This window comes from Levilactobacillus spicheri DSM 15429 (assembly GCF_001435095.1).
GTDB lineage: Bacteria > Bacillota > Bacilli > Lactobacillales > Lactobacillaceae > Levilactobacillus > Levilactobacillus spicheri.
Window position 1 is genome coordinate 106,335 of the sequence record NZ_AZFC01000035.1, and the last position, 17,291, is coordinate 123,625.

Consider the following 17,291-nt stretch of genomic DNA (forward strand, 5'->3'; position numbering starts at 1 on the left):
TAAATGATTGAAAAACCTTAATTACTTGTTCATAACCATCAAAGCAACAACGAAGGAGATGATTGGCATGGCTTCAACTAACCCAACACCAATGAACATGTTCGTCCGTAATTGACCAGATAATTCAGGTTGGCGAACCATTCCTTCAAGCATCTTGGAGATAACGATACCATCACCAATACCACCGCCAAGTGCGGCTCCAAACATCGCAATACCAGCTGCAAGTGCACCCATAATATATGTTTCCTCCTTATATTTGAAAACCTCAGTTTTATTCCTCTTCGATCTTTTGAGAAATATACACTGTCGACAATGTGACGAAAACGAAAGCTTGGATGGCCCCCAAGAATGCTGAGAACCCTTGCCAAATCATTTCGATTGGGACCGCGACGATCATCGTTGCGATTCCATGAGACGTTGCCAAACCCCAAATCACTTTGAGCAACATTTCACCCGAGAAGATTACCCCAAAGATACGAAGACCTAAAGTTAGGAAATTCGTGAACTCTTCGAAAATACTAATTGGTAACCAGAAAACGAACGGTTTGAGGTAGTTAGCAAAGTGCTTCTTGTACCCCAAGCGTTGTACCCCGGAAAATTGTGCGAGCATCATCGTCATCAGCGAGAACGTCAACGTGACGATTGGATCTGACGTTGGACTACGGACGATGGTGGCGCCATGGAACGTTAATTGAAGGAATAACCCCAACTGGTTAGACAAGAACAAGAACAGGAACAGCGTAAACCCGTAAAGGCCGAAGCTGCTGACCTGGTCGGCTGGAATTGAGCCCTTCAAGATTCCGTTGGTAAATTCAATCAGCCATTCCAAGAAGTTCTGTCCTTTAGAAGGTTTCATACTGATATGCCGTGAGGCAAAAAAGATCACCGCGACCGCAATCAGAAAAACAATCGTCCCAGACACGACATTTGCAGTACTAAATGTCAATCCCAGAAATTGGAAGGTTGAAACTGGACCATCATTCACCGAATATCACCTCTTTTCAACACTATATGGACGTAACCGCCAGGAAAACCAACACCACTTGAGGGTCGCCATTCCGGGAAATTACGGAATAGTGAACGAAGCGAGCGCTCCATTCAAATACACTGGAAATGATACCACCAATCACCCTAAAAAACAAAACAATTTTCCCGAAAATTATGGGGATTTACTAAGCGGTTCATTCCCGTTGATTCCTAATAATACCGGGGATGATTGCGTTTTCATACGCTATTTGCGTGCGCATTCAGCCCATTAGTTGACCAATCAAACCACTGAAAATCATCGGTTCACCGGATGGTCACCCCCCACAACGACTTGTCCCGTCGTTGGAGCGGCCTAAGGCAAGCGCTCGCTCGCACCAGACAAGGGGTCATGATAGCACACTCTTCCCCGGGGATGTAACCTTTTTTTGCGTTGAAACACAAAAGAGCCCGGGAATATTCCCGAACCCTTCAATCATTTACTTCGTTCCAAATAACCGGTCACCGGCATCACCGAGACCAGGAACAATGTAGCCATCTTCATTCAGATGGTCATCCAGCGCTGCCGTGTAGATATCAACGTCTGGGTGCTTTTCTTGTAAGGCCTTGACCCCTTCTGGAGCCGAAACCAAACAAACAAACTTAATGTTGCTTGCGCCGCGCTTCTTCAAGGCATCGATGGCCATGATGGCGGAGCCCCCCGTGGCTAACATCGGATCCACCACGAAAACCTGGCGTTGATCGATGTCGGACGGTAACTTCACAAAGTATTCATGAGGCTGTAAGGTCTTTTCATCCCGGTACATCCCGATATGGCCAACCTTGGCTGCTGGAATCAATTCCAAAATCCCGTCGACCATGCCAATTCCGGCACGGAGGATCGGCACGATGGCGACCTTCTTTCCAGCGAGTTCCTTCGCCGTCATATGAGCGACCGGTGTCTCGATTTCCTTGTCTTGTAGCGGCATGTCACGTGAGACTTCATAAGCCATTAAGGTCGAGATTTCATTCACGACCTCGCGGAAACTGCGGGTCCCACAGTTCTTGTTACGAATGATCGTCAGCTTGTGTTGAATCAACGGGTGGTCGAGTACTTGAAACTTCCCCATGAATAAACGCTCCTTTATTATTTCTTACAATTGTACCATCATTTACACCACGATACTGAACTTTTTTAACAATAAAACCGTTTTTACCACAATTTTATGGGAGTGCCGAAAGTGGATGGGCTTGCGTTAACGCCCGGACCCGCTGACGAACGGCCGTCAGCACCGCTTCGTCGGTTGGGTTCAGCACCGTCTTAACGATCAGGTCGGCCACTTCACGCGACTCGTCCGCGTTGAACCCCCGGGTCGTGATAGCGGGCGTTCCCAACCGGATTCCGGACGTCTTGAAGGGACTCAGTTGCTCGTTTGGAATGGATTCCTTGTTGGTCGTGATCATGACGCTGTCGAGCAGGTCCTGGGCCTGTTTCCCGTTCAGGCCGGTCTGTGACAGGTCCAGGGTCATCAGGTGATTATCCGTTCCCCCGGAGACCACCCGGACCTTCGGCGCCTGCTTGAATTCATCGGCCATGGCGTGGGCGTTTTCGATAATGTGCTGGCCGTACGTCTTAAAGTCCGGCTGCAGGTCCTCGAAGAAGGCCGCGGCCTTGCCGGCGATCACGTGCTCCAACGGTCCCCCCTGAGTGCCCGGGAAGACGGCGGAGTTCAAGCGCTTGGCGTTCTCAGCCTGGGAGAGGATCAGTCCCCCACGCGGCCCCCGCAAGGTCTTGTGCGTGGTGGTGGTCACCACGTCCGCGATGCCGACGGGACTCGGGTGCAGCCCGACCGCGACCAGCCCGGCAATGTGGGCCATGTCGACCATCAGGTACGCCCCGACCTCGTCCGCGATTCGCCGGAAAGCCTGCCAGTCAATGATGCGCGAGTAGGCCGACGCCCCGGCAACGATCAGCTGTGGCCGGACCTCTAAGGCCTGTTGCCGAATCGCCGCGTAGTCCAGTTCCTCCGTTTCAGGATCCAGGCCATAGCTAAAGGTCCGGTAGAGCTTCCCGGAGAAGTTGACCTTGGCCCCGTGGGTCAGGTGTCCCCCGGAATCGAGGCCCATCCCCAGGATCGTGTCTCCCGGCTTCAGAAACGCCGCGTAAACGGCCTGGTTGGCCTGGGACCCGGAGTGGGGTTGGACGTTGGCGTACTCGGCCCCAAAGAGCTGTTTGGCCCGGTCGATGGCGAGTTGCTCGACCACGTCGATGTACTGGGTGCCCCCGTAGTAGCGCTTGCCCGGATAGCCCTCGGCGTACTTGTTGGTTAGTACCGACCCCTGGGCGGCCCGGACGGCAGCACTCACGATGTTTTCCGAGGCAATCAACTCAATCGTATCTTCCTGCCGCTGCTCCTCGTGGGCAATGGCGTCCCATAACGCTGGATCTTTTTCTTGATAATTCAATGGCGGTCCCTCCTTGAACGGTTCACTTGGTTTCATTCTACCAAATTTTCCGTTCAAGCGGGGACCGCCATCACTGAATCTACGTTATTTTTGGAAATGGGTTTGTCCGGCCGACTTGTTCAACCGGTTCATATAGGCCGCGCCCAACCCGGTGGCCGCAAAGCCCTGGGTCAGGATGGTCTTCACGGGCGATTCCAGGTCGAAGTGCCGGAGACCATCGAACAACCGGTGACTGGCACTCGCCACGTTTTGGCCCAGCGAAAAGGCCTCGACGTTGGCCGGCAACGAGTTGGCTGCCAAGACGTCGTCGAGCGCCATGGCTCCGACCGGACCGTCTAAGGTCTGAGCCCACGCCAAGGCGGCGGGCCAATCGGTCACCTGATCGACGATGTAGACCTGTGCATTAGGCGCATAGTGCTTATACTTCATGCCCGGCGCCTTAGGGACCTCGGTCGCCCCCACCTTATGGTGGTTCGACCGGACCGTTCCGATCACGGCCGCCAGGTCCTCCTCGGTCACGGCACCCGGCCGCAGAATCGTCGGCACATCGGCCGTCAGGTCCAAGATGGTGGATTCGACGCCCACCGCCGCGGGTCCGTCGTCCACGATGCCCGCGATTTTCCCCTTCAAATCATGGTACACGTGTTCTGCCAGGGTCGGACTCGGCTTCCCCGACGTATTGGCCGAAGGACCCACGATGGGGACCCCAGCCGCCTGAATCAGGTTCAACGTGGTCTGGTTTTGGGGATTCCGAAAGGCCGCCGTGGACAGTCCCCCGGTCACGGCCTTCGACAGGGTTCCCGGCCGCAGGTTCAAGATCAGCGTGAGGGATCCCGGCCAGAAGTGCTGCATCAGTTGCTTCGCCGTTGCCGACAAGGGCTCGGTATACTGAGTGACCATGTCCGGTCCCGTGACCGTCACGATCAACGGGTTGTCGCTGGGCCGTCCCTTGGCGGCGTACACCTGTTTGACGGCGTGTTCATTGGTCGCGTCAGCCCCGAGGCCGTAAACGGTCTCCGTAGGGAACGCCACCAGCTGCCCCGCCTTTAAGAGGGCGGCGGCCGCCGTCACTTCATCTGGTTTAAAAATTTGTGTGTCCATTCCTGTACTCACTTTCTCTAACGCTTATCGTTAAGTCTCTCTTCATGCATCCTGCTTACTGCGGCCATCACAGCTGCACGCGCACCATCCGGTCGTGACCGCTCAGATCCTGGCGAATCGTGACCGTCGCCTGGGGCAGCGCCGCTTGAAAGAGCGCCCGCACCGCCGGCCCCTGGTGATACCCGATCTCGGCAAAAAACTGGCCGCTCGGGGTCAGGTAGTCCGGCAAGACCGCGGCGAATCGCTGGTAAAAGGCCAGGCCGTGATTGGCCGCAAAGAGGGCCTGTTCCGGCTCGTAACGCCGCACCGACTCGTCCATGACTGCCGTTTCCGCGCGGTCAATGTAGGGCGGGTTCGATACGATGGCGGCAACCCGGTGGCCCGTCACCGGGGCCAGCAGGTCCCCCACGGCAAAGTGCACCGCCGGGGCCAGGCGCTGGGCGTTGGCGCGGGCCACCGCCACCGCAGCCGCCGAAATGTCGGTCGCGGTCACCTGCCACGCCGGTCGTTCCGCCTGCAGCGTGACCGCAATCGCCCCGCTGCCGGTCCCAACGTCCACCACCGACTGTTCGGTCGCTGGCAGGCTCGCCAGGACCCACTCGACCAGTTCTTCCGTTTCCTCACGGGGAATCAACGTGGCCGACGTCACCCGAAAATTCCGCCCGTAAAACGGGGCGGAACCCAGGATGTATTGGGCCGGCTCACCCTGACAGACCCGCGTCACCTGATCCGTTAAGACCTGGGACTCGGTGAGTGGCATGGGGTCGCGGTAGTGCTGCACCAGCTGCGTAAAGGTCCACTGGTGGGTCTCCATTAGGAGAAACTGGGCCGCGCTTTCGTCGCGTTGGGCCGCGGCCAACCGCTGTTGGGCAGCCCGTAAGGCCGCAAAATACGTCAGCGGTGGCTTAGCCATTGTTCTTCAAGTCTTCGAGCTTGGCCGCTTGGTCGGAGACGATCAACGCATCGATGATGTCGTCGAGTTCCCCGTTCATGATCCGGTCGAGCTTGTTTAACGTCAAGCCGATACGGTGATCCGTGACCCGGTTCTGCGGGTAGTTGTAGGTCCGAATCCGCTCAGACCGGTCCCCGGTCCCGATGGCCGACTTCCGTTCCGCGTTGTAGGCACTTTCTTCCTGTTGCTTGTAGTAGTCGTAGACCCGGGCCTTTAAGATCTGCATGGCCTTGGCCCGGTTTTGCTGTTGGGACCGTTCGTCTTGCATGGCCACGACGATACCGGTCGGCAAGTGGGTCATCCGCACGGCTGACGACGTCTTGTTGATATGTTGCCCACCGGCACCGGATGACCGGTATACGTCGGTCCGAATGTCCTTCGGGTCGATATCGATGTCGACGTCCTCTTCTTCGGGCATGACCCCGACGGTCGCAGTACTGGTGTGGACCCGGCCCGCCGATTCCGTAACGGGAACCCGTTGGACCCGGTGCGCACCGTTTTCGTACTTCAGCTTGGAGTAGACCTTGTCGCCGGAGATCATCATGACGATTTCCTTGAAACCGCCGACCTCGGTCGCGTTCTCATCGATGATCTCCGTCTTCCAGCCCTGGCGTTCGGCGTACTTGGAGTACATGCTGAACAAGTCCGCGGCGAACAAACTGGCTTCATCCCCACCGGCGGCCCCGTGGATTTCCATGATGATGTTCTTGTCATCGTTGGGGTCCTTCGGCAGCAGTAAGACCTTGATGTCCTCTTCGAGTTGGGCCTTTTGTTCGGTCAGGTCCTTGAGCTCGTCCTTGACCATGGCTTCCATGTCGCCATCGAGCTTTTCGCGCAACAGCTCATCGTCATCCTTGATCTGCTTGGTCACGTCCTGGTATTGGTGATACTTATCGACCGTTTCTCGCAGTTCGCCCTCTTCCTTGGACAGGGCCATGAACTTCTGGGTGTCCGCAATGACTTCGGGGTCACTGATCAATTCATTTAATTCGTCGTAGCGGTCGGCTACGGCCTGTAACTTGTCAAACATTTCATCCATAGAGTGTTAACCTCGTTTCGTTATTTACCGATTTGATCCAATGGTGGATTAAAGTAGTGGCGCCGACAAACGGGATAGTAGGCTTCGTTCCCGCCAATTTGGACCTGCTCCCCCTCGTACACGGGTTGCCCGTCGTGAAAGCGCAGGTTCATGATGGCCTTCTTGGTGCAGAACCAACAAATGGTCTTCATTTCCTCAATCTTATCCGCATACAATAGAAGGTATTTGGACCCTTCGAACAACTCGTTGCGAAAGTCGTTCTTCAGCCCAAAGGTCATGACCGGGATCTTCAACTCGTCGACGATCTTGGCCAACTGCAACACGTGGGCCTTGGTCAAAAACTGAGCCTCGTCGATCAGCACACAGTTTGCGTGCGCGTCGAGGCGCTTGACCTCCTGATAAACGTCGGTCGTTTTGAAGATGGCGTGCGCGGGGCGTTTCAACCCGATGCGACTCGCAATGGACCCCACCCCATCACGGGTATCCAACCCACTGGTCATAATAATGACCCGCTTGTTCTGTTCCTCATAGTTGTGGGCGACCTTTAGGATTTCTATGGTCTTCCCGCTGTTCATTGCGCCGTACCGAAAAAAGAGCTGCGCCACGTTTCTCCCACCTTTTTGACAGTTTTCAATCTATTATAGCCGATTCTAGTGGAAAATTCGACCAACCGTCCCGAAAGTTTCTTTGCTTTTTCGCAAAGTTCAAGTCGTCGGCTCCCCTATTAGCGGAAAAAATGCTAGAATTAAGGCTTGAGTAAGAACCTAGTTTTATTTAAGGAGCGAAATCATCCATGTCATTGCGAAGCGGCGTTGCGACCTTTGCGGGGAAATCGTCCTATTGGTTTCTCCACACCTTTCTACACGGTGGCAGTTCTCTGCCAGGTAAAATCACGCTCAAGTTAGACCCGCACATTCTGCGGTCGCTGGGCGCTAAGTACGACGTGATCGTTATCACCGGGACCAACGGTAAAACGTTGACCACCGCCTTAACGGTGTCCGTCTTGCACGAGAAATATCCGTCGATTCTGACCAACCCCACGGGATCAAACATGGAGCAAGGAATCGTCACGACCTTCTTAAACGCCCAACGGCCCAAGACCGGCCGGCCCCTAGCAGTCTTAGAGGTCGACGAGGCGAACGTGATCAAGGTCACCAAATACATTCAACCCAAGGCGTTCGTGTTCACCAACATCTTCCGGGACCAAATGGACCGGTACGGTGAAATCTACACGACCTACCAAAAAATTCTTGACGGTGTCGCCCTGGCACCTGATGCCACCATCATTGCCAACGGGGACTCCCCCATCTTTAACTCCAAACAGTTACCCAACCCGATTCAGTACTACGGGTTCGATAATCAGCCTGACCGGGACTTCAAGGCCAAGCCCAATACGGACGGGGTCCTGTGCCCGCACTGTCAGCACATCCTGCACTACCACTCGTTGACCTACAGCAACCAGGGTAAGTACTTCTGCCCGAACTGCGGCTTCGAACGACCGGAGTTGACCTACCGCCTGACCAAGCTCGGCGAACAGACCCCGACCTCGTCCCAATTTGACGTCGACGGCCACGCCTTCGAGATCCACGTGGGGGGCACCTACAATATCTACAACGCCCTGGCCGCTTATTCGGTCGGTCGTTTCCTTGGGGTCGAACCCCAGCAGATTGCCCACGCCTTTACGGCCAACGAACGGGTCTTCGGCCGCCAAGAGGTCATCGACGTGGACGGCAAGCAGGTCACCATCATCCTGGTCAAGAACCCCGTGGGCCTCGACCAAGTCCTGCACATGATTGGGACCGACAAGCAGGCCTTCTCCTTTGTGGGGCTGCTCAACGCCAACTATGCCGACGGAATCGATACCAGCTGGATTTGGGACGGTGACTTCGAGCAGTTGGCCGACCTGAACATCCCGACCTTCATTACCGGGGGCGAACGGTACAAGGATATCACGTTCCGGTTGAAGGTCGCCGGCGTGCCGGACGACAAGCACATCGTGGAGCCCAGCTTAGAAAAGGTGGTCGACCGCATCAAGGAAGTGCCGACCGACCGGGTCTACGTGCTCGCGACCTACACGGCAATGCTGCAATTACGCAAGATTTTAGCTAGCAAAGGCTATATCAAGGAGGGACTCGGCGTATGACCTACACCTTAAACGTCGCCCATCTGTACGGTGACCTGATGAATACCTACGGGGATGTCGGCAACATCCTCGCCCTCAACTACTATGCCAAGCAAATGGACGTGAAGCTGAACGTCAAAATCGTCAGCCTGGAAGAGGACTTCCGGGCCGCGGACTTTGACTTGGCCTTCTTCGGCGGGGGGCAGGACTTCGAACAGACCATCGTCGCCAAGGACATCCAGACCAAGAAGGCGGAGCTGATCAAGTTCATCGAGTCCGGCGGTCCCCTGCTCGCCATCTGTGGGGGCTACCAACTGCTGGGGCACTACTACATCGGGGCCGACGGGGAAAAACTGCCCGGCATCGGCGCCCTCGACCACTACACCCTGGCGCAGGACAACCACCGGTTCATCGGCGACATCGTCATCAAGAACCAGGAGACCGGTGAGACCTACCACGGCTTCGAGAACCACCAAGGACGGACCTTCATTGGCAAGGGCGAACGGCCCCTAGGCAACGTGGTCTCCGGTAAGGGGAATAACGGCGAGGACGGAACGGAAGGCGCCATCTACAAGAACGTCTACTGCTCCTACTTCCACGGCCCGATCCTGACCCGCAACGGCGACATCGCCAAGCACCTGCTGGTCGCCGCCTTAAAACGCAAGTTCCCGCAGGACGACTTCAGTCAACAGGAAGCCTTACCGATTCCGGCAACCTTCTAAAAAATCAGTTCAACCACAATAGCCGCGCAAGGGCCCTTCTCGGGTCGCCTGCGCGGCTATTTTTTTAATAAATTGATGGGTTCATGGGTGATTCGCGGCTCTTCTCGGCCAGGTAGGTGCCAATCACGGCGTTGCGCTGGTCCAGGTACGGCAGGTTCGGCGCCACCGGGTGGACCCGGTTGGTCAAGAAGACCATCGCCTGGCGGGTCAGCGGATCGATCACCAGGTACGTCCCGGTAAAGCCGGAATGCCAGATAACCCGGTGTGCCGTGGGCCACTGCGTCGCGGTCAACGCCCACCCCAACGACCGGCCGGCGTGGCCATTGGGCGTCCAATCAGCCACCAGCCGCCGGACCCAGTCAGCCGGCAACACCCCGGCCGAGGCCTCCGGCTGACAGTACGCCTGGCAGAAGCGGACCAGGTCATCCACGGTGGTAAAGAGCCCCGCCGAGCCGCAGCGTCGTTGAAGCACGTAGCCCTTGGGGTCGTGGACGACGCCCCGCAGCAACCCGCGGTCCACGGTCACCGCCGTGGGGACACAGTCGGCAGGCTGAGCGGGCGTAAAGGTGCTGTGGGTCATCCCCAAGGGCGTCAGCACCCGTTTTTGCACGGCGACCTGGACCGGCTCGCCCAGAATCGCCTCGATGATCCAGCCCATGAAGATGTAGTTCACGTCGGCATACACCATCCGCCGGTTAAAGGTCGGCCCCACGTGCAGGCCAAGTAAGGCGCGGGTCAGGTCCGCGGCCCCGAGCTGGTTACGGTTGGGGATGTACCCCGTGATGCCCGACGTGTGGGTCAGCAGATGCCGCACCGTCACGCGCGCATCCGGCCAAGCCGGCAGCCACCGGGTAATCGGCGCGTCCAGCGTGAGGCGCCCCTCGGCGAGTAACTGCAGCGTCACCGTCAACGTCCCGACCACCTTGGTCAGCGAGGCGACGTCGTAGGTCATCCCCGCCCGGAGGGGTTCGGTGTGGGGCACGATAGCGGCGACGCCCAGTTCCCCCGTTTCGACCCGGTCACCATCGATCAATGCGTAGCTGACGCCCGGAACGGTCCCGTCCGTGACCAACCGCTGTAGCGCGGCCTTGGTTGCTTGATACGCCATCTAATCCCTTCTTTCCTCTGGTCTCCATTTAACCGCAATCGCGGGGGAAACACAACTCACCACCCGCGGCTGATTCGGTGACCGGGGTTGCTGCGACGTCCTCAGCGCTTCCGGGGACGGCAAAAAGGGGGCTGGAACGGGGGGCACGGCCCAGCTGAGTGCCAGCATACCCTAGCCTCCTGATAACGCCAAAAGAGCCCGGTTGCCCGGACTCTTTTATTCACGCTATTCAATTTCAGTTACGCGAGATTATTCCCCGCAAACTGACTGTTGTAGAGGTCGGCGTAGAAGCCGTTGGCCGCTAACAGCGTCTGGTGGTTCCCCGTCTCGACGATGTGCCCGTGGTTCATCACCACGATGTTTTCGGCATTCTGAATCGTCGATAACCGGTGGGCTACCACGAAGCTGGTCCGGCCCGCCAACAACCGCTGCATCGCGTGTTGAATCAACATTTCGGTCCGGGTATCGACGGAACTCGTCGCCTCATCCAGGATCAACACGTCCGGATCAGCCACGAAGGCCCGGGCAATCGTCAGCAATTGCCGTTGCCCCTGCGAAATGTTCGTCGCGGCTTCGTTCAGGACCGTGTCGTACCCGTCCGGCAATTGCCGGATGAAGGTGTCCGCGTGGGCCGCCTTGGCCGCCGCGTACACGTCCTCGTCGGTCGCGTCTTCGCGGCCGTACTTGATGTTATCGAAGATCGACCCGGTAAATAGCCAGGTGTCTTGCAGCACCATCGCGAAGTGCTTTCGCAAATCGGTCCGTGAGACCGCGTGCGTGTCCTGTCCCCGGTACTGGATTTCCCCAGCGTCGAGGTCGTAGAAGCGCTCCAGCAGGTTAATGATGGTCGTCTTCCCGGCCCCGGTCGGGCCAACGATGGCCACCATCTCACCCGGCTTCACCTGCAGATTGAAGTTCTCAATCAGCGGCTTGTCCGGCACGTACTGGAAGCTCACGTCATTAAAGGCGATGACGTTGCCATCGGCGCCGACCTGTGCGGGCACCGTCGTGTTGGCCGTGGCCGGCATATCGTCCTCGTCCAACACCGCGAACACCCGCTCAGCCGACGCAATCGTCGCCTGAATCGTGTTGGTCAGGTTGGCCATCTGGGTAATTGGCTGGGAGAACTGGTTGGTATACTGCAGGAAGGCCTGCACGTTCCCCAAGCTGACCGTTCCGTTGGCCACCTGGATGCCCCCGATAACGGCGACGGCCAGGTAGTCCAGGTTCTTCACGAAGTTCATTAATGGGAAAATCAGGCTGGAGACGAATTGGGCCTTCCAAGCCGATTTGTAGTACTTTTGGTTATGCTCTTCGAATTGGTCCTGCGCGTTCTTTTCTTGGTTAAACGTCTTGACCACGGTGTGCCCGGCGAAGGTTTCCTCGACCGTGTTGTTCAACAGCCCCAGGTTCTTTTGCTGACTGGCAAAGAACTTCTGTGACCGCGGCGCCACGATCATGACCACCAAGAGACTCAGTGGCACGGAGATCAACGCGACCAGGGTCAGCCACCCACTAATGGTCAGCATCATGTACAAGACCCCGAAGAAGGTCAGAACACTGGTCACCATTTGGGAGAGCGTCTGTTGCAGCGTTCCCCCGATGTTATCCATATCGTTGGCCATCCGGGACATCAGGTCCCCGTTACTATGGGTATCGTAATAACCGATCGGCAGGTGTTGCATCTTGTCCTTCAGGTCCCGCCGCAGTTGGTACACGACCTTCTGGGCAATGTAGTTCATGACGACCTGCTGGACGATCCCAAAGAGCGCCGACCCGGCATACAGGATGCCGACGACCACCAGGATGTGGCCGATCTTACCGAAGTCGACCGGCAGGCCCGTCAGGTGAATCCCCGCCTTGAGCTCGGCGGTCCCCTTCATGACCCCCTTAAACAGTTCGGTGGTGGCTTCCCCCAGAATCTTAGGGGTTCTAATCTGCAGGATCACGGAAGCCGCGGCAAATACCAAGACCACCGCGATACCGGGAATCCAGCGACGCATGTAGCGGAACAAGCGCCCGGTCGTTTTCCAAAAACTTTGGGGCCGTTGAATCGTTGCTGAACCACGTCCATTACGCATTCGTCGCATCCCCCTTCCGTAATTGTGAATCCAGAATTTCTTGATACGTCTGGTTCGTTTGTTTCAATTCGTCGTGCGTCCCTTGACCCACGATCTTCCCGCCATCGATCACCAGAATCAGATCGGCATCGGCGACGGTCGAGACCCGTTGCGCCACGATGACGGTCACCCCGGCCTGAACCTGTTGGTCCTGGCGCAGGTGTTCCCGTAACTGGGCGTCGGTCTTAAAGTCCAGCGCGGAGAACGAATCGTCAAAGACGTAGACGCTCGCCGGCTTCAGAATGGTCCGGGCAATCACTAAGCGTTGCCGTTGGCCCCCGGAGAAGTTATCCCCGTTCTGTTCGACCACGGCGTCCAGCCCCCCGGCTTCACGAATAAAGTCGCTGGCCTGGGCCACGTCTAGGGCGTGCCAGATCTGGTCGTCCGTGGCGTCGGCCATGCCGTAGACCATGTTGCTCCGGACGGTCCCGGAGAACAGGACGGCCTTTTGCTGCGTGATGGAGACGGCGGCGTGCAGGGCCTGCTGACTAATCGCCGTCAGCCCGACACCGTTCAGGCGGATCTGACCGCTTTCGGGGTCAAATAACCGTGGAATCAGGTTGACCAGGGTCGATTTCCCAGACCCGGTCCCCCCGATAATCGCGACCGTTTGTCCCGCCGTAGCGGTGAAGTTCACGTCGGCCAGGGCCAGTTTTTCGGCCCCGGTATACCGGAAGTCCACGTGGTCAAACGCCAGGCTGGCCGGTTGGTCGGTGGGCACATCCACGGGCTGGTCGGCGTCGTTGATCTTCGACTTGAGGTCCATGACCTCATTGATCCGCGCCGCTGAGGCCTGAGCCCGCGGGACGAAGACGAAGACCATGGAGACCATCATGAAACTGATCAGAATCTGCATGGCGTACGTCATGAACGCGACCAGGTTTCCGACTTCCATGGCTTGGTGGGCAATTAATTGACCCCCATACCAAACGATCCCAATGTTCGTTCCACTGATGATCAACGTGATCACGGGGAACATCAGGGACACGATCATGAAGACCTTGATCCCCGTTTTGGTGTAGTCCTGGTTGGCCCCTTCGAAGCGGTCCTGTTCGAACTGATCCTGGTTAAAGGAGCGGATGACCCGCACCCCCGTCAAGCCTTCCCGGAAAATCAGGTTGATGCGGTCAATCTTCTTTTGGAGGCTCTTGAATAATGGCACCGCAAAGAACATAATGGCCCCGACAAAAATGGCGAGGACGGGTAAGGCCACCAAGAAGACCAAGGTCAACCGGGGACTCTTGAGGTAGGCTAAGATGCCGGCCCCAATCAGCATGATTGGCGCCATCAGCATCATCCGCAGCATCTGCACCATGACGTTTTGAATTTGCACCACGTCGTTGGTGGTCCGCGTAATCAGTGACGCGTTCCCGATCGTTTCAAATTCCTCGGTCGATGAGAACGTCACCTTCTTGAAGATGCCGGTGCGGATTCGTTGTCCCATCTTTTGCGATTGGGTCGCCGCAAAGTAAACGTTCCCGGCAGCCCCCAACACCCCAATAAAACTCAGGAGCAGCATTTGGCCACCGGTGCGCCAGATGTAACCGATGTCGTTGTTCGCGATCCCCTTGTCAATGATGTTCGAGGTTAGCGTCGGCAACGACAAGTCACAGGCGACCTGAATGATCATGAATCCAACTGCGAGGATCACTGCCCACCAATCTAGGTGTTTTCGGGCAAGTCGCATCATAAGATTTTGGCCTTCTTTCTTTCGTATACTCTATAAAAATTTGCAAAACTGCATATGCAACAATTATACTCATCTACTAACCTTTTGCAATTAGGAGCTCATGTGGAAAACTGGTAATCCTCACAAAATTTGTTACAATATAACCACCGAAGGGAGTAAGACAATCGTGGCGAGCAATTCAGATTCCATCTACAACGTGCTGACGTATATCCACCGACACACCCAGCACGTTCGCTTCATTCAACAACGCAACAGCAACCTCGTGACCGTGAGCGTTCCGGACAGTGTTCCCGTCGCCAACGTTGACCTCTATTTTCCAGTGGGCCACCTGGTCGTGAACCGCATGAGTGACGACTTTCTGGCGATGCACGGCGACCTGCTCAACGATTTCTTCGAGCGGACGCACAGCTCCAAACTCGATTACCGGGAAGTCTGGATCACGACGGGCCACGTTCCCGCCGAACACGCCTACCTCGTCGAGATCTCGTTCGAATAGTTTCCGATAAGAAAAGGATTCAGGGCCGCGGCCTTGAATCCTTATTTTTGTCAATTTTTGGCTATCCGGGTAACGCTGGCGCCACTAACTAAAGATGGCGCGGGACGCCCAGACACCGGCGATGACCACCACGGCCACCAGGAAAAACTTAAACAATGCGGCAAAGGCCACCAACACGATGGCCCCCACGATCAACGTCCCGACCAAGCCGAGGAGCCACCCCGCCAGGCCGAAAACTAACCGCAAGATGGGAAAAAGTAAGAGCAATAACAATAATCCCAAAATCACGCGCTGTCCCCCCTTTGTATGCTTACGCGTTCATCTATTATACCGACTTTGCGGGCAAAAGACACGCGATTCAGCGGTCAAGAAACGCCCGCCTAACTCACCGTGATCTGCATCCGTCCGTTCTTCTTCGAGTGGTACAGGTTGGCGTCGACCCGCTTGTAGAAGTCCAGTGGGTTGCGATCCTTCACGGTCAGGGTCGAGACCCCGATCGACAACGTCACGTGAATCGTCGCTTCATTATAAGTGACCTCGGTATCCGCCACTGCATCGAAGACCTCCTGCGCAATGACTTGGGCTTCCTCGACCGTTCCGTCGGGCACGATGATGTTGAACTCCTCGCCCCCGGTTCGGTACAGGGTGATGCCGGCACCGTGCTTCTTCAGGATATCGGTCACCGTCGAAGCCACCTTCTTCAGGACTTCATCCCCGGCCAAGTGCCCGTAGGTATCGTTGACGTGCTTGAAGTGGTCGATATCGAACATGATCATCGCCAAGTCCTGGTGGTGCGCCACGCTATGGTGGAACTGGTACCCGATCTCGCGGTCATACGCCGCGTAGTTCTTCACCCGGGTCAGCGCATCCCAGTTGGCCGCCTGGAACAGGCGGTCCTTGATGCGTCGGTCCTTGTCCTGAATGTTGAAGTACCCGTACATCAGGGCGGCCAAAATCAGGTAGTTGATAATTTCCTCGGCGTAGGTCGTCCAGGCCAGGGCAAAGCGAAACTTGACGAAGCCCCACAGCACCAGGGCGAACAACAACGCCGTGACGAAGTACCGCAGGAACGGCCGTGGCCACATCCGGACGCTTTGAACGTACGAGACCGCGTAGAACACGCCAAAGATGGCGGTGTACAGCCAGGAGAGCGGCTGATTAATGTTGCCGTTCACCAGCATGAAGGCAATCCCGGTCACGATGATCAACCAGTAAGGAATGTGCACCTGCAGGAAGTAGGCGACGAAGATTAGAATGAGCAATTGAAAACTGGTAAAGGTCCAGGAAAGATGGCTATCCCGCACCAACAGCTGAAGACCGAAGATGGACACGACCGCACACGCAGCCCCCACCATAATCTGCACCTTCTTGATATCAACGGGCTTTTTTTGCGATTCGACCTTGACCGTGACCCAATTAAAGATTGACCAGTAGAGGGTGATCACGCCCAACACAAAAAAGATACTGGTTGCAAAGGGTGGTACTAGCCACATTGACCAAGTCATTTCATCAGGCTCCTCATCTATCATTTGTTTAAATCCGTGTTTATTTAACCTTTAGGTCAACCAGCAGTTAAAATTATTCCCAGTTGGTAAGGTTAACGACTACCCTTACTATAAAGCAAAACATATGATAAAACCATAAAATTTTATATAATATATTATATTAGGCGGTTGATGACTTCCGGAAAAGTCGCAGAAAGCTGACATTTTCCCCAACTTCCCCTACATTCCGTGCTGGAAATACAGTATGATGAAGACAAAGCTTCTTGATTAAGGGGGAATTGGTTCCATGTACCGCTACTTTTTACAACCACAGCTAGATGCCTCCAACAATTCACTCATCGGTTACGAACTGTTGATTCGGCAACGGGTGGATGGTAAGTGGGTGCTGCCCCACGACTTCGCTTCCATCCCCATCGACGTGCAGGCCGATCTGATTCGCCGAACCGCGCAGAAACTGCTCTTAAAGATTGGCTCCGTGTCGTTTAACACCAACCAGAGTCAGTTCATCGATGAGCGCATCGCCGAGGCCATCATCACCGCGCAAAAGCAGATTTATCCAATTAATCTGGTGTTGGAAGTGACCGAGGAAAAAACCGACGAGCACATCACCAACCGTCAAATCATCGACCAGGTCCACTACTTTGACGAACACGGGATTCAGCTTAGCCTGGACGACATCGGCACGGGAATCAACACCTACGGCCACCTCAAGCCGATCCTGCCCTACGCCAGCGAAATCAAATTCGCCATGCAAAACTTTCGACAGGAAGGCCGCGCCGATCAAATCCCCGAAAACCTCAAGTTCTGGAAGGACGTGGCCGACCAGCACCACCTCCGCCTGATCCTAGAAGGGGTCGAAAACGAAGCGGAACACGAGATGGCCAACGACTTGGGCATCGACTTCCGCCAGGGCTGGTACTACGGTAAGCCCCACCTCTTTAAACTCGACGGCGATTAAGCCACCTGACACGCAAAAACGGGTATCTCATTTTTTGAGATGCCCGTTT

Annotated in this window: 17 protein-coding genes; 4 read left to right on the top strand and 13 right to left on the bottom strand. The window is 56.1% G+C overall.

Features of this window, described 5'->3' with window-relative positions; all coding sequences use genetic code 11:
- Nucleotides 1-21: 21 nt before the first annotated feature.
- The 8 genes from atpE to FD37_RS09335 form a co-directional block, all read right to left on the bottom strand.
- Nucleotides 22-234 carry a F0F1 ATP synthase subunit C gene (atpE, locus tag FD37_RS09300; protein WP_045808254.1) on the bottom strand — a complete coding sequence of 71 codons (213 nt, stop codon included), beginning with the start codon at nt 232-234 and terminating at the stop codon, nt 22-24.
- A 37-nt stretch (nt 235-271) separates the two neighbouring features.
- Nucleotides 272-985, bottom strand: a complete 714-nt coding sequence (gene atpB / locus FD37_RS09305) for a F0F1 ATP synthase subunit A (RefSeq protein WP_045808253.1) — start codon at nt 983-985, stop codon at nt 272-274.
- Nucleotides 986-1,463: 478 nt separating this feature from the next.
- Nucleotides 1,464-2,093: a uracil phosphoribosyltransferase gene (gene upp, locus FD37_RS09310; protein ID WP_045808252.1), complete on the bottom strand. Its 630-nt coding sequence runs from the start codon at nt 2,091-2,093 to the stop codon at nt 1,464-1,466.
- A 94-nt stretch (nt 2,094-2,187) separates the two neighbouring features.
- Nucleotides 2,188-3,429, bottom strand: coding sequence for a serine hydroxymethyltransferase (glyA, locus tag FD37_RS09315; protein WP_045808251.1), 1,242 nt, complete (start codon nt 3,427-3,429; stop codon nt 2,188-2,190).
- Between the two features lie 84 nt (nt 3,430-3,513).
- Nucleotides 3,514-4,530, bottom strand: coding sequence for an L-threonylcarbamoyladenylate synthase (locus tag FD37_RS09320; RefSeq protein ID WP_056964964.1), 1,017 nt, complete (start codon nt 4,528-4,530; stop codon nt 3,514-3,516).
- Nucleotides 4,531-4,597: 67 nt separating this feature from the next.
- The gene (gene prmC, locus FD37_RS09325) at nt 4,598-5,443 is read right to left on the bottom strand and encodes a peptide chain release factor N(5)-glutamine methyltransferase (RefSeq protein ID WP_056964965.1); all 846 of its coding nucleotides are present in this window, start codon (nt 5,441-5,443) and stop codon (nt 4,598-4,600) included.
- Complete coding sequence (gene prfA / locus FD37_RS09330) at nt 5,436-6,521, bottom strand: peptide chain release factor 1 (protein WP_045808248.1); 1,086 nt, start codon at nt 6,519-6,521, stop codon at nt 5,436-5,438. The genes prmC and prfA overlap by 8 nt, the downstream gene beginning before the upstream one ends.
- A 20-nt stretch (nt 6,522-6,541) precedes the next feature.
- On the bottom strand, nt 6,542-7,126 hold the full coding sequence (locus tag FD37_RS09335) for a thymidine kinase (protein ID WP_045808247.1): 585 nt from the start codon (nt 7,124-7,126) through the stop codon (nt 6,542-6,544).
- A gap of 188 nt (nt 7,127-7,314) precedes the next feature.
- Between FD37_RS09335 and FD37_RS09340 the strand changes: the two genes are divergently transcribed.
- Entirely contained in the window at nt 7,315-8,664 is a 1,350-nt protein-coding gene (locus FD37_RS09340) for a Mur ligase family protein (protein ID WP_056964966.1), read from the top strand.
- Nucleotides 8,661-9,365, top strand: coding sequence for a type 1 glutamine amidotransferase (locus FD37_RS09345; RefSeq protein ID WP_045808245.1), 705 nt, complete (start codon nt 8,661-8,663; stop codon nt 9,363-9,365). Before FD37_RS09340 ends, FD37_RS09345 begins: the two co-directional genes overlap by 4 nt.
- A 64-nt stretch (nt 9,366-9,429) precedes the next feature.
- Here the strand turns inward: FD37_RS09345 and FD37_RS09350 are convergent, their stop codons facing one another.
- The 3 genes from FD37_RS09350 to FD37_RS09360 all read right to left on the bottom strand — a co-directional run bounded on the left by FD37_RS09350 (nt 9,430) and on the right by FD37_RS09360 (nt 14,283).
- Nucleotides 9,430-10,473: a serine hydrolase domain-containing protein gene (locus FD37_RS09350; protein ID WP_056964971.1), complete on the bottom strand. Its 1,044-nt coding sequence runs from the start codon at nt 10,471-10,473 to the stop codon at nt 9,430-9,432.
- Between the two features lie 239 nt (nt 10,474-10,712).
- Nucleotides 10,713-12,554 (bottom strand): ABC transporter ATP-binding protein, encoded by a 1,842-nt coding sequence (locus tag FD37_RS09355; protein ID WP_045808243.1) that lies wholly within the window; start codon nt 12,552-12,554, stop codon nt 10,713-10,715.
- Nucleotides 12,547-14,283: an ABC transporter ATP-binding protein gene (locus FD37_RS09360; RefSeq protein WP_056964974.1), complete on the bottom strand. Its 1,737-nt coding sequence runs from the start codon at nt 14,281-14,283 to the stop codon at nt 12,547-12,549. The genes FD37_RS09355 and FD37_RS09360 overlap by 8 nt, the downstream gene beginning before the upstream one ends.
- A gap of 166 nt (nt 14,284-14,449) precedes the next feature.
- On the opposite strand from FD37_RS09360, the gene FD37_RS09365 reads away from it, so the two are divergent.
- Nucleotides 14,450-14,779, top strand: a complete 330-nt coding sequence (locus tag FD37_RS09365; RefSeq protein WP_045808241.1) for a hypothetical protein — start codon at nt 14,450-14,452, stop codon at nt 14,777-14,779.
- A gap of 84 nt (nt 14,780-14,863) precedes the next feature.
- On the opposite strand, the gene FD37_RS09370 is transcribed toward FD37_RS09365, so the two are convergent.
- Nucleotides 14,864-15,067, bottom strand: coding sequence for a hypothetical protein (locus tag FD37_RS09370; RefSeq protein WP_045808240.1), 204 nt, complete (start codon nt 15,065-15,067; stop codon nt 14,864-14,866).
- 92 nt (nt 15,068-15,159) lie between these two features.
- Nucleotides 15,160-16,284: a GGDEF domain-containing protein gene (locus FD37_RS09375; RefSeq protein ID WP_056964975.1), complete on the bottom strand. Its 1,125-nt coding sequence runs from the start codon at nt 16,282-16,284 to the stop codon at nt 15,160-15,162.
- A gap of 286 nt (nt 16,285-16,570) precedes the next feature.
- Here FD37_RS09375 and FD37_RS09380 point away from each other — a divergent pair, with 286 nt between their 5' ends.
- Nucleotides 16,571-17,242, top strand: coding sequence for an EAL domain-containing protein (locus FD37_RS09380; protein ID WP_056964977.1), 672 nt, complete (start codon nt 16,571-16,573; stop codon nt 17,240-17,242).
- Nucleotides 17,243-17,291 lie beyond the last annotated feature (49 nt).

What these genes read in the sequence shown, in the direction of transcription:
- atpE (WP_045808254.1), bottom strand. Translation starts at nt 234, where the DNA reads ATGGGTGCACTTGCAGCTGGTATTGCGATGTTTGGAGCCGCACTTGGC.
- upp (WP_045808252.1), bottom strand. Translation starts at nt 2,093, where the DNA reads ATGGGGAAGTTTCAAGTACTCGACCACCCGTTGATTCAACACAAGCTG.
- FD37_RS09320 (WP_056964964.1), bottom strand. Translation starts at nt 4,530, where the DNA reads ATGGACACACAAATTTTTAAACCAGATGAAGTGACGGCGGCCGCCGCC.
- prmC (WP_056964965.1), bottom strand. Translation starts at nt 5,443, where the DNA reads ATGGCTAAGCCACCGCTGACGTATTTTGCGGCCTTACGGGCTGCCCAA.
- prfA (WP_045808248.1), bottom strand. Translation starts at nt 6,521, where the DNA reads ATGGATGAAATGTTTGACAAGTTACAGGCCGTAGCCGACCGCTACGAC.
- FD37_RS09340 (WP_056964966.1), top strand. Translation starts at nt 7,315, where the DNA reads ATGTCATTGCGAAGCGGCGTTGCGACCTTTGCGGGGAAATCGTCCTAT.
- FD37_RS09345 (WP_045808245.1), top strand. Translation starts at nt 8,661, where the DNA reads ATGACCTACACCTTAAACGTCGCCCATCTGTACGGTGACCTGATGAAT.
- FD37_RS09350 (WP_056964971.1), bottom strand. Translation starts at nt 10,473, where the DNA reads ATGGCGTATCAAGCAACCAAGGCCGCGCTACAGCGGTTGGTCACGGAC.
- FD37_RS09355 (WP_045808243.1), bottom strand. Translation starts at nt 12,554, where the DNA reads ATGCGTAATGGACGTGGTTCAGCAACGATTCAACGGCCCCAAAGTTTT.
- FD37_RS09360 (WP_056964974.1), bottom strand. Translation starts at nt 14,283, where the DNA reads ATGATGCGACTTGCCCGAAAACACCTAGATTGGTGGGCAGTGATCCTC.
- FD37_RS09375 (WP_056964975.1), bottom strand. Translation starts at nt 16,284, where the DNA reads ATGACTTGGTCAATGTGGCTAGTACCACCCTTTGCAACCAGTATCTTT.
- FD37_RS09380 (WP_056964977.1), top strand. Translation starts at nt 16,571, where the DNA reads ATGTACCGCTACTTTTTACAACCACAGCTAGATGCCTCCAACAATTCA.